This is a genomic window from Devosia sp. (assembly GCF_036406155.1).
Classification (GTDB): domain Bacteria; phylum Pseudomonadota; class Alphaproteobacteria; order Rhizobiales; family Devosiaceae; genus Devosia_A.
Map to the genome: position 1 here is coordinate 1 of NZ_DASWVV010000112.1, position 10,563 is coordinate 10,563.

At 69.0% G+C, this 10,563-nt stretch carries 13 protein-coding genes, 1 tRNA gene and 1 pseudogene; 4 read left to right on the forward strand and 11 right to left on the reverse strand.

Going from position 1 to position 10,563, the window contains the following annotated elements; genetic code table 11:
- From VGD93_RS06960 to VGD93_RS06970, 3 genes and pseudogenes are all read right to left on the reverse strand, one after another.
- Positions 1-243 (reverse strand): annotated as a pseudogene (locus VGD93_RS06960) (hypothetical protein); the annotation flags it as partial.
- A gap of 74 nt (positions 244-317) precedes the next feature.
- Positions 318-620, reverse strand: a complete 303-nt coding sequence (locus tag VGD93_RS06965; RefSeq protein WP_395010549.1) for an AzlD family protein — start codon at positions 618-620, stop codon at positions 318-320.
- The gene (locus tag VGD93_RS06970; protein ID WP_395010551.1) at positions 610-1,335 is read right to left on the reverse strand and encodes an AzlC family ABC transporter permease; all 726 of its coding nucleotides are present in this window, start codon (positions 1,333-1,335) and stop codon (positions 610-612) included. Before VGD93_RS06970 ends, VGD93_RS06965 begins: the two co-directional genes overlap by 11 nt.
- A 215-nt stretch (positions 1,336-1,550) precedes the next feature.
- On the opposite strand from VGD93_RS06970, the gene VGD93_RS06975 reads away from it, so the two are divergent.
- Positions 1,551-2,906 (forward strand): MATE family efflux transporter, encoded by a 1,356-nt coding sequence (locus VGD93_RS06975; RefSeq protein WP_395010553.1) that lies wholly within the window; start codon positions 1,551-1,553, stop codon positions 2,904-2,906.
- Here the strand turns inward: VGD93_RS06975 and aac(3) are convergent.
- Positions 2,890-3,696 carry an aminoglycoside 3-N-acetyltransferase gene (gene aac(3) / locus VGD93_RS06980; RefSeq protein WP_395010555.1) on the reverse strand — a complete coding sequence of 269 codons (807 nt, stop codon included), beginning with the start codon at positions 3,694-3,696 and terminating at the stop codon, positions 2,890-2,892. The two genes, VGD93_RS06975 and aac(3), sit on opposite strands and share 17 nt — an antisense overlap.
- Positions 3,686-4,102 carry a winged helix-turn-helix transcriptional regulator gene (locus VGD93_RS06985; RefSeq protein ID WP_395010556.1) on the reverse strand — a complete coding sequence of 139 codons (417 nt, stop codon included), beginning with the start codon at positions 4,100-4,102 and terminating at the stop codon, positions 3,686-3,688. The genes aac(3) and VGD93_RS06985 overlap by 11 nt, the downstream gene beginning before the upstream one ends.
- Positions 4,103-4,291: 189 nt before the next feature.
- Between VGD93_RS06985 and VGD93_RS06990 the strand changes: the two genes are divergently transcribed.
- Positions 4,292-5,350 (forward strand): D-alanyl-D-alanine carboxypeptidase family protein, encoded by a 1,059-nt coding sequence (locus tag VGD93_RS06990; RefSeq protein ID WP_395010558.1) that lies wholly within the window; start codon positions 4,292-4,294, stop codon positions 5,348-5,350.
- Here the strand turns inward: VGD93_RS06990 and VGD93_RS06995 are convergent.
- The 3 genes from VGD93_RS06995 to VGD93_RS07005 form a co-directional block, all read right to left on the reverse strand.
- Positions 5,347-5,559: a sulfurtransferase TusA family protein gene (locus VGD93_RS06995; RefSeq protein WP_395010560.1), complete on the reverse strand. Its 213-nt coding sequence runs from the start codon at positions 5,557-5,559 to the stop codon at positions 5,347-5,349. The genes VGD93_RS06990 and VGD93_RS06995 overlap by 4 nt on opposite strands.
- Before the next feature lie 10 nt (positions 5,560-5,569).
- Complete coding sequence (locus tag VGD93_RS07000; protein ID WP_395010562.1) at positions 5,570-6,037, reverse strand: CAP domain-containing protein; 468 nt, start codon at positions 6,035-6,037, stop codon at positions 5,570-5,572.
- Positions 6,038-6,072: 35 nt separating this feature from the next.
- Positions 6,073-6,149, reverse strand: a tRNA-Arg gene (locus VGD93_RS07005).
- 291 nt (positions 6,150-6,440) lie between these two features.
- Between VGD93_RS07005 and VGD93_RS07010 the strand changes: the two genes are divergently transcribed.
- The gene (locus VGD93_RS07010; protein ID WP_395010564.1) at positions 6,441-7,133 is read left to right on the forward strand and encodes a thermonuclease family protein; all 693 of its coding nucleotides are present in this window, start codon (positions 6,441-6,443) and stop codon (positions 7,131-7,133) included.
- Positions 7,134-7,138: 5 nt separating this feature from the next.
- On the forward strand, positions 7,139-8,608 hold the full coding sequence (locus tag VGD93_RS07015; RefSeq protein ID WP_395010566.1) for a M48 family metalloprotease: 1,470 nt from the start codon (positions 7,139-7,141) through the stop codon (positions 8,606-8,608).
- A gap of 81 nt (positions 8,609-8,689) precedes the next feature.
- On the opposite strand, the gene VGD93_RS07020 is transcribed toward VGD93_RS07015, so the two are convergent.
- From VGD93_RS07020 to VGD93_RS07030, 3 genes are all read right to left on the reverse strand, one after another.
- Positions 8,690-9,253, reverse strand: a complete 564-nt coding sequence (locus VGD93_RS07020; RefSeq protein ID WP_395010568.1) for a CarD family transcriptional regulator — start codon at positions 9,251-9,253, stop codon at positions 8,690-8,692.
- Positions 9,254-9,555: 302 nt separating this feature from the next.
- Complete coding sequence (gene fdxA, locus VGD93_RS07025) at positions 9,556-9,894, reverse strand: ferredoxin FdxA (protein WP_395010570.1); 339 nt, start codon at positions 9,892-9,894, stop codon at positions 9,556-9,558.
- A 177-nt stretch (positions 9,895-10,071) separates the two neighbouring features.
- Entirely contained in the window at positions 10,072-10,389 is a 318-nt protein-coding gene (locus tag VGD93_RS07030) for an RNA-binding S4 domain-containing protein (RefSeq protein ID WP_395010572.1), read from the reverse strand.
- Positions 10,390-10,563: the final 174 nt, after the last annotated feature.

The following is a 10,563-nucleotide window of genomic DNA, read 5'->3' on the forward strand; positions in this document are numbered from 1 at the left end:
GCCGAGCCCGGGAATGGCGATGACGCCGAGCCCGGCCAGCAGCCCGCCGGCGCCGCCCAGCGCCGCCCCCAGTTCGGCGCCCGCGGTCAGGTCCTTGCCGACCACGTCGAAGGGTTCGCCCACGCCTTCCGGACTGTTGGCGATGAGGCTCACATCGGTATTGGTGATGCCGGCGGCGTTGAGGGCATGCACCGCCTCGAGCGCGTGCGCGTAGGTATCGAACAATCCGGAAACGGTCTTCATGCCTGCCCTCCGGGATCCGGCAGCGTCATCCTAGCATGGAAACGGCGCGCCGGCGCGAACGTTGCGTGCGGGGGCTAGCCGCCGAGCAGCATGCGGGCGAAATAGACGGCGACGACGCCCGCCGCCATGGCGGCGAGGAGGTTGCGGGAGACGAGAAAGGCGAGCGCGGTGGCCAGCGTCGCCAGCCATTCGGCCGGCCCGCCGGCGACGACGGCCGGGGCGACCAGCGCGGCCAGCACGGCGCCGGGGATGTGGCGCATCCAGGCGGCGACGAACCCCGAGGCCGGCAGGCGGTTGGCGACTAAATAGCCGCCGGCGCGGACGGCGAAGGTGACGGCGGCCATGCCGAGAATGGCGAGGAGGGCGTCAGGCGGCATTCGACCGCTCCCGGCGCGTCTCGATGACGGCGCCGACGAGGCTGCCGGCAAGGCCGCCGACGATGACGTGCCAGTGGCCCGGCACCAGCCGCGCGGTGGCGATGGCCGCCAGCGCCGCGACCAGCCACGGCACGAGATCGGCCTTGCCGCGCCACATGCCCAGCAGCAGCGCCAGGAAAGTGGCGGTGAAGGCGAAGTCCAGCCCGTAGCGCGTCGGGTCGTCCACGGCCGAGCCGAGCACGTGCCCGGTCAGCGTGGCGATGAGCCAGGACAGGAAGCACAACGACCCTGCCCCCATGAGATAGGCCAGCGCGCCCCGGCCCCGCGCCATCTCGGCCATGGTCATGGCCCAGGTCTCGTCGGTGACGAAGTGCGTGGCGAGTGCCGCCTGCCAGGCGGGCAGGCGCCCGAGCAGGGGGCGCAGCGTCGCCGTCATCAGCATCAGCCGCAGATTGACGATGAGCGTGGCAAAGACGATGGCGCCGACCGGCAGCGCATCAAGGCTCCACATCTCGAGGGCGACGAACTGGCTGGCGCCGGCAAAGACCAGCGCGCCCATGAGCCCGACCTCGGCGAGGCCGAGGCCGGACTGCCGCGCCAGCACGCCCCACACGAGGCCGTAGGCGCCCACCGATATGGCCAGGGGAATGAACATGCGCGCCCCCAGCAGAAACTGGTCGGCGCGCCGGCCGGTATGGGTGGTGATGGCGTCCAAGTCGTTCTCCGCTCAGGCCAATGTAGGGGGTGGGCGGGCCCGCTGCCAACGCATTGACGTCATGGCTCCCATGCACGACGATGATGCACCTGCCGCGGTTGACGCGTCGTTTCCTCCGGGATAGGAACGGCGCCGCGCTCCCGTCCCCGTTATCCTGCCCTGCCTCAGCGTGACTGCCGGCCGCCGCGCCGTCGCCGGTCAACGGAGAAGTGATCATGCAGCCCGCCGCCCCCAAGCCGCTCTGGCAGCGGTTCCTGACGTTCCTGCTGCCGCTCATGCTCAGCAACGTGCTGCAGTCGCTGTCGGGGACGATCAACAACATCTATGTCGGCCAGCTGCTGGGAGTGGAGGCGCTGGCGGCGGTGTCGATCTACTTCCCGATCATGATCCTGCTGATTTCCTTCCTGGTCGGGCTCGCCTCCGGGGCGTCCATCCTCATCGGGCAGGCCTGGGGCGCCAAGAACCTCGAAAAGATCCGCCAGATCAATGGCACCGTGCTCACCGTCACCCTCCTCGCCGGCATCGGCGTCGCCGTGGTTGGCGCGCTGTTCTCGCGCCAGGTGATGCAACTGCTCGGGGCGCCCGCCAACATCATCGACCTCGCCACCGAATACACCCGCATCATGTTCATCGGCATGCCGGGCTTCTTCATCTTCATGATCATCACCTCGATGCTGCGCGGGGTCGGGGATACCGTGACGCCGCTGATCGCGCTGACGCTGTCGATCGCCGGCGGCCTCGTGGTGACGCCGGCGCTGATCCTGGGCTGGTTCGGGCTGCCGCCGCTCGGCGTCGCCGCCGCCGCCATAGCCTTCATCATCGGCTTCATGGTGGTTCTGGTCTTCCTGTTCTTCTACCTCAACTGGCGCCGCAGCCCGCTGGCGCCCGATGCGGCACTGCTGCGGCGACTGCATGTCGACAGGCGCCTGCTCGGCTCCGTCCTGTGGCTCGGCCTGCCCGCTGGCGTCGCCATGGTGGTCTCCTCCCTCGCCGCGATCGTCATCGTCGGCATCGTCAACCGCTTCGGCTCGGATGCGACGGCCGCCTACGGCGCGGTCAACCAGGTGATGAGCTACGTGCAGTTCCCGGCCCTGTCGATCGGCATCTCTTCGGCCATCCTCGCCTCCCACGCCATCGGTGCCCGGCGCATGGCCGAGGTCGAGCACGTCGCGCGCACCGGGCTGGTGATCAACCTCGTCGTCACCGGCGGGCTGGTGCTGCTCGCCTACCTGTTCTCCGAGCATCTGGTGCGGCTGTTCATCACCTCCCAGGACGTCATCGATCTCACCGAGACGCTGCTGCACATCGTGCTGTGGAGCGTGGTGATGAGCGGCTTCGCGCAGGTGCTGTCGGCGGTGATGCGGGCCAGCGGCGACGTCATCGTGCCCATGCTGCTGTCGCTGGCGGCCATCGTCGTGGTCGAACTGCCGGCGGCGCTGGTGCTCAGCGAAATGATCGGGCTCGAGGGTGTGTGGGTCGCCTATGCGCTCAGCTTCTGCACCATGCTGGCGCTGCAGGCCGGCTACTACGTGCTGTTCTGGCGCAAGAAGGAGATCAGGGCGCTGGTCTAGCGGCACGGCCTTCGAGCCACGCGACCGCGAAGGGCACGATCTCGTTGGCTGCGACCAGCACCGAGGGGGCATCGCCGACGGTACCGCGCCGGCCCCGGCCGGTGGCGAGGAAGTCGCTCACCACGGTGGCGAAGTAATCCTCCGGCAGGCCCGCAACCACCGGCTCGGTGGTGTCGAATTCCTCGAAGCGGCGCCACACCGTTTGCCCTTCGATGCGGAGGGGCGCTTCATAGCGGCGGACGCGCTTGCCGGGGATGGCGGCCAGGTGCTCGGCATGGTGCAGCAGCGTCATGGTGTCGAGCGGGGCGCCGAGCAGCAGCGTCTTGCCGCCCGCCGCCACCAGCTTGCCGAACGGCGATTGCGGCCCGTAGCCGTAGTCGAGCGCATGGTCCGCCACGAACCATGCAGCGCGCCCGCCCAGGGCGGTGCAGGAGGCTCCGGGGTTGGCGCTGCGCAGCGCGCCGGGGGTGGTGCGCAGCAGTTCGGGAAAGGCGCCGTTGGCGCGGATGGCCCGCGACGCCGGCGGGTCGAAGGCGGGGATCTGGTCGCGCAGTTCGGGGACCAGCAGCACCTCGTCCTCGCCCTGCCAATCGGTGTAGCCCAGCACTGTGCCGCTCGGGCCCACAGCCTCGCACAGGGCCCGGATCAGTTCGTCGGGGCCGCCGAGGATGGGCCCGACACGTCGTAGCGCCGCATGCACGAGCACCGTGTCGCCCGCCTGCAGCCCGAGCGTTTCCAGGTCGGCCCGAAGCCTTCGCCGCGTGTGCCGGCCGGCTGCGTCAGCCGGCACGGGCGAGCGGCTGGCCGGCGCCGTCCGTTTGCGTCCCCAGCCGGGCGTCGTAAGCGGCGCGCGCTTCGACCATGGCGTGGCCGTTCGCCGCGGACCAGTCCCACAGGGCGCTGATCGGGCCTTCGAGCGACCGGCCTAGTGGGGTGAGCCCATATTCCACGCGCGGCGGGATCTCGGCATAGATGGTGCGCGTCACCAGCCCGTCGCGCTCGAGGTTGCGCAGGGTCAGTGTCAGCATGCGCTGCGACACGCCGTTGATCATGCGCTTGAGCTCGTTGAAGCGCAGCGTGCCGCTGCGGCCGAGCATGCCGACCACCATCACCGTCCACTTGTCGCCGATGCGGTTGAGGATGTCGCTCATCGCGAGGCAGGTCGCGTGCTCGATATTGCCCTTGGACATGCTCATGGGGCCGGTGCCTCCTGCGTGGTTCAGGCACAAATATAGTCACAGTTACCAATTGTGCCTAGGGGCCGTCCTCCCGCGCCGGTTCGCGTCTGCTTCGCGCAGTACTTTGCTGCATTCTTGAGGTTGCCATGTCCCGCTGCTAAGACGGGCCCACAATCCCTCCCGCCAGCAATCGGAGCCCACACCGTCGTGCAGTTCGTTCGCCTTTTGCTCATTCTGGCACTGGTCGCTGCCGGCGTGCTGGCGACGCCGGCGCGGGCCACCCCGATGCTGCTGGTCGACGCGCAGAGCGGCGAGGTGCTGTACGAGCAGGATGCCGGCCAGCCGTGGCACCCGGCCTCGCTCACCAAGCTGATGACGGCCTATGTCGCCTTCGCGGCGATCGCGCAGGGGCGCATCGGCCTCGACACCCCCATCCGCATCTCGCGCAACGCCTGGAATCAGGCGCCCTCCAAATCCGGGCTCGAGATCGACAGCACCATTACCCTGCAGGATGCGCTCTACATTCTCGTGGTCAAATCGGCCAACGACATCGCCGTGGCCATCGCCGAGGCGGTGTCCGGTTCGGTCGACCAGTTCGTGGCGGAGATGAACGGGATGGCCGCCGCCATGGGGCTCACCGCCACGCACTACGTCAACCCGCACGGACTGCACCATGCGGCGCAGGTCACCTCGGCCCGCGACCTGGCGGTGCTGGCGCTCTACATCCGCCGCGACTTTCCGCAATACCTGCCGATGTTCGGTACCGAAGTGGTGAAGCTGGGCAAGGCCAGCCTCGAATCCAACAACAGCCTGCTCGAGCATTTCGCCGGGACCACCGGCATGAAGACCGGCTATGTCTGCTCCTCCGGCCTCAACATCGTGGCGACGGTGGAACGCCAGGGGCGCTCCCTGCTCGGCGTGGTGCTGGGGGGGGCCTCGGCGCGCGAGCGCAACGAGATGGTGGCGGAGCTGTTCCTGCGCGGGCTTTCCGGGGCGGTGCGCGGCACCGGCAAGAGCGTCGTGGCGCTGCCGAATATCGCGGCCGAGCCGGTCAACATGCGCCCGCTCATCTGCGGCAAGCAGGCCAAGGATTATGCCAAGGAGCGCGAGGCGGCGTTTCCGCTGGGGCTGAAGGGCCAGCCCAGCTACCTCAACGACCGCATCGAGGGGGCCGTCTACACGGCGACCGATCTCGGGCGCCGGCGCGATGTGCCCCTGCCGCGCCCGCGCCCCAGCTTTGCGCCGGTGGTCGCCGCCACCTACTAGCCGGCCTTGCGGATGGAGAAGCGAAGGACGCCGTCGGCGCCGTCGACGGCGCAGTCGTGGCCGTGCTGGCGGCAGTAGAGCGGGATATCGACCTTGGCCATCGGGTCGGTCGCGAGCACCACGAGGCCGGCCCCGGCTGGGAGCCGGGCGAGGCGCTTTTCCATTTTCAGCACCGGCAGCGGGCACTTGAGCCCGCGCGCATCGACCACGGCCGCCTGCTCACTCCGCAAGGAGCAGCACCCAGTAGACGCCATAGGCCGAGCCGGCATCGTAGACGACCCCGAGCCCGGCGCGGCGCGCCGTCGGCGTCGCCAGTACCGCGGCGTCGGCGGGCGAGTTGCGCCAGCCCGAGAAGGTTTCGGCAAAGGTCGCGTAACCGGCGCTCACCCGCATGCCTGCCGCGCCAGCGGGCAGCCGCGGCGGCGTGCCGGTGCCGGCATAGCCCGCGGCCAGCGCCTGCGCCTGCGCGTCGAGGCCGGGGTCGGCGGCAAGCGGCGACGTGCCGGTGGTGGTGCGGTAGGCATTGACGAGGCCCAGCGCCTCGCCGCGGCTGAGGCCGGCGCCGGGCTGGTCCATGCGGGCGGTCAGGCCGGCGGGCAACGCCGCGCTGCCGCCGGCGCAGCCGGCCAGGGTGAGCGCGAGCAACCCCGCCGCCGCCAGGGCGGCAAGATCGGTTCTGATGGGCATGGTCTGTCCTTTGCGACGGCGGCTGTCAGGGAGGATGGCGATCCCGGCGCGATTCGAACGCGCGACCCCAGGATTAGGAATCCTGTGCTCTATCCTGCTGAGCTACGGGATCGGTGCGGCGCAACTTACTGAGATCGCCCCGGCGAATAAAGCCCCATTCGGCCGGCTTGGGAGAACTGCCTATTGGGCAGTGGCGCCGGCCGTGCGACGCTTGCCAGGAGTTTGACGAAGCGGGATCAAAATTGCCGCAATTTCGTGCAGTTTGAAGGTGTCGAAGACGGGGCGAAGCTTGATTTCACGACGTGCGGTCGGCCTGGCGGCGGGAGCCGTACTTGCGTTTCTGCCGGTGGCGGCAGGGGCGTGCGAGGGGCTGCGCGATGGCCCCGCGGGCATTGTGCGGCAGGTGACCGACGGCGACACCGTGGTGCTCGACAGCGGCCTCACCGTCCGCCTCGTCGGCATGCAGGCGCCCAAGCTGGCGCTGGGCCGCGACGGCTTCGCGTCCTGGCCGCAGGCCGAGGAGGCCCGCGCCGCCCTCGCGGCGCTGGTGCTCGACCGGCCGGTGCGGGTGCGCTACGGCGGCGAGCGGGCCGACCGGCACGGCCGGGCGCTGGGCCAGGTGTTCCTCGATGAGGCCGGGGGCACCTGGGTGCAGCAGGAAATGCTCGCCCGCGGGCTGGCGCGGGTCTATTCGTTCCCCGACAATCGCGCCTGCCTCGCCGAGTTGATGGCGGCCGAAGGCAGGGCACGGGCGATGCAGCTTGGCATCTGGGGTGACCCATACTACATGGTGCGCCGCGCCGACCGGCCAGCGGCATTCGCCGGGCGCACCGGCCAGTATGAACTTGTCGAGGGCAGGGTGCTCGTGGCCGGCGCGGCGGGCGGCCGCGTCTACCTGAATTTCGGCCGGCGCTGGAAAGAGGATTTCACCGTCGTGATCGATGCCGGGGCGTTGCGGCTTTTCAGCGACAGCGGGCTCGATCCGCTTGTGCTACAGGGGGCGTTGATCCGCGTGCGCGGCTGGCTGGACGATCGGGACGGCCCGCGCATCGAGGTCACGCATCCCGAACAGATCGAGGTCCTGGCAACGCGATGAGCCGCTTGCAGCCCAGTATCGTGATGGTGGCGCGCGCCGGCGTGCTGGCGGCGCTGCTGCTGCTCGCCGGCTGCGCCGGACTGGCCGGGCCGGCGGTCAAGGTCAGCGCCACCGGCGGCCAGAACGCGCCGATCGTGCCGGCCTACGGCGATGCCGAGGACGACGTCATCGGCGCGCGCGAGCATCCGCGCATCGTCGCCTCCTATGGCGGGGTCTATTCCGACCGGCAGGCCGAGATCGTGCTGGCCCGCATCGTCGGGCGGCTGCTGGCCGCGGCCGACCAGCCGAACAGCCAGTTCACCGTCACCATCCTCGATACCGCCGACGTCAACGCCTTCGCCCTGCCGGGCGGCTATGTCTATGTCACCCGCGGCATCCTCGCGCTCGCTTCCGATACCAGCGAACTGGCGGCAGTGCTGGCGCACGAGATCGCCCACGTCACGCTGAGGCACGCCCGCGCCCGCACCAACCGGGTGCGCACCAGCGAGATCGTCGACAAGGTGGTTTCGGGCGTCTTCGGCGCGGACGTCGCCACCGACCAGAGCTCCAACCGCGCCCGGTTGTCGCTCGCCGCCTTCAGCCAGCAGCAGGAACTGCAGGCCGACAAGGAGGGGATCACCATCGCCGGCAAGGCCGGCTACGATCCGCACGCCGCCGCCCGCTTCCTCGGGGCCATGAGCCGCTTTGCCCGTTTCTCGGCCGGCGACGCCGCCGACGGCGACGACTTCCTGTCCTCCCATCCGTCCACGCCCGACCGCATTCAGAAGGCGGTGGAGACGGCGCGGGCCGCCTTCGGCGCGCCGGGTCTGGGGGAGACGGACAGGTCCGGCTACATGGCCGGCATCGAGGGCCTCGCCTTCGGCGACAGCGCTGCGCAGGGTGCCATCGTCGGCCGCCGCTTCATCGACCCGGTGCGCAAATTCACCTTCGAGGTGCCGCAGGGCTATGTGCTGCAGACCTCCAAGGGCGCCGTGGTCGGCGTCGCCGGAGACGGCGAAGCGGTGCGCTTCGACAGCGCCGAAGTGCCCCCCACGATGGCGCTCGTGGACTATCTCAAGTCGGGCTGGATCGCGGGGCTGCGGCCCGACAGCGTCGTGCGCGAGAGCCACAATGGCATCGACATGGCCTCGGGCGTCGCCGTCACCGAACAATGGCACTTCCGCGTCTCGGTCATGCGCCTCGGCGACAAGGTCTACCGCTTCATCTTCGCCGCCAAGACCGACAGCCCCCGCTTCGTCGCCGGCGCCGGCCAGACGCTGCGCAGCTTCCGCGAGGCGACGGCCAAGGACATCGCGCAGATCCGCAAGCTGAGCGTGCGCACGGTGACTGCCGGCAGCCTCGACACCGCCGACTCGCTGGCGCGCCGCATGGCGGGCCTGACCCGCGGCACCGAACTGTTCTACATCCTCAACAATCTCTATCCCGGCGATCCGGTGGAGCCGGGGCAGAAATACAAGATCGTCGCCGTGCAGTAGGGCCTGCGTGCCCGGCGCGATGCGGATGTAAAAAGGGCCGGCGTTGCCGCCGGCCCTGCATCGATTTCGATCCGCGGAAGTTTACGCCGCCGCTTCCTCGGCGTCGGCAGCTTCCGCCTTGGCGCCGCGGCGCGGGCTGCGCGACAGGTTCTTTTCGATAAGCTGGATGGCCTCGGTCAGCGTCAGCTTGTTGACGGCCGCGATCTCGCGGCTCATCCGGTCCATGGCCTGCTCGAACAGCTGGCGTTCCGAGTAGGATTGCTCGGGCTGGTCGTCGGAACGGTACAGGTCGCGTACCACCTCGGCGATGGCGATGAGGTCGCCGGAATTGATCTTGGCCTCGTATTCCTGGGCCCGGCGGCTCCACATCGTGCGCTTGACGCGCGCGCGTCCGGTCACGGTCTCGAGCGCCTTGGACACCAGATCCTCCTCGGCCAGCTTGCGCATGCCGACGGATTTGATCTTGGCGACGGGCACGCGCAGCGTGAGCTTGTCCTGCTCGAAGGCGATGACGAAGAGCTCGAGGCTCAGCCCCGCCACTTCCTGTTCTTCGATCGAGGTGATGAGGCCAACGCCGTGGGCAGGATAGACGATGTACTCGCCCGTCTTGAATCCCAGCCGCTGCACTGCCTTCTTGGTGACCATGGTCTACTCCTTTGACGCCGCCTCCCGGCGCGGCTCCCTGCGGCGGGACCCGTCCGGTTCTTTCCTTGCTTGCCACCCGTAGATGGGACGTCAGCACCTTCCCCACAACAAACCGGGCCGCGAGACCGGTCGGCTGCGCAAAAACATGTCTATCGTCTCAAAAAAATAGTGCCTTTCGGCACGGGCTGGGGACGTGTACTGCATTGGTGAAGGCACCATAGCACAATTTTTCGGCAGAATCAAAAATGCCGAATCACTGGCTCGGCCGGGGCCTTGTGCCCCGACCCTGCGTCCTGCGATGCTCAGTCGCCTTCGCCCGGCGCCTCGGAGAAGTACTTTTCGAACTTGCCGGGCATGCCGTCGAATTCCTTCGCATCGGCCGGGGGATCGCGCTTTTCGGTAATGTTGGGCCACACCGCAGCATACTTGGTGTTGATCTCGAGCCACGCGTCGAGTCCGGGCTCGGTGTCGGGCTTGATCGCCTCGGCCGGACATTCCGGTTCACACACGCCGCAGTCGATACATTCGTCCGGGTGGATGACGAGCATGTTCTCGCCTTCATAGAAGCAGTCCACGGGACAGACTTCTACGCAATCCATGTACTTGCACTTGATGCAATTGTCCGTGACGATGTAAGTCATCTCTGGGCGGTCCTGTTCACCTGCTCCCATGCCGTTCACGGCCCCGCAGCAGGGAGGCGCTGTCGGGGTCGACCGGTGCTAATCCTTTTTATTGCCTGCCGCAAGGCTGCCAGGGAGCAGGGAATTGTCGCATGGCTGCGTTGCGTAGAACGCTCGCCCGGAAGCGCGCGCGGGCGCCTAGCGGCGGTCTTTGGGATGCGGCAGGGGAGGCGGGGAGATGTCCTCGTAGAGGCGCGCCGCCTCGGCAGCGGGGCCGCGGCGCTCCCCCGCATCGAGCACGCGCCACACCCTGAGCCGGTCATGCAGCAGCATGGTGAGGACGTCGCCGGCCCCGATCCGGCGGTCAGCCGCGAGGGTGCGCTCGGAATTGACGCGCACGGCGCCGGCCTCGATCAGCCGCTGGGCCAGCGTCCGCGATTTCACTGCGCGCGAAAACACGAGCCAGCGGTCGAGGCGCTGGCTCGTGCCCTGCCCGGCGCTTCTATCGCCGGCCATCGGCTCCGGTCATTCGGGCTTGGGCTGGCGCAGCGCCGCCAGCGCGGCAAAGGGTGAATCCGGATCGAAGGCGGGCTCGCGCCGCTCCCGTGGCGGGCGCGGCTGGTGCCGGTCGGCGCCGTGATTGCCGGCAAAGCGCGGCTTGCGCTCCTCGCCATCGGGACGGCGCCCGTC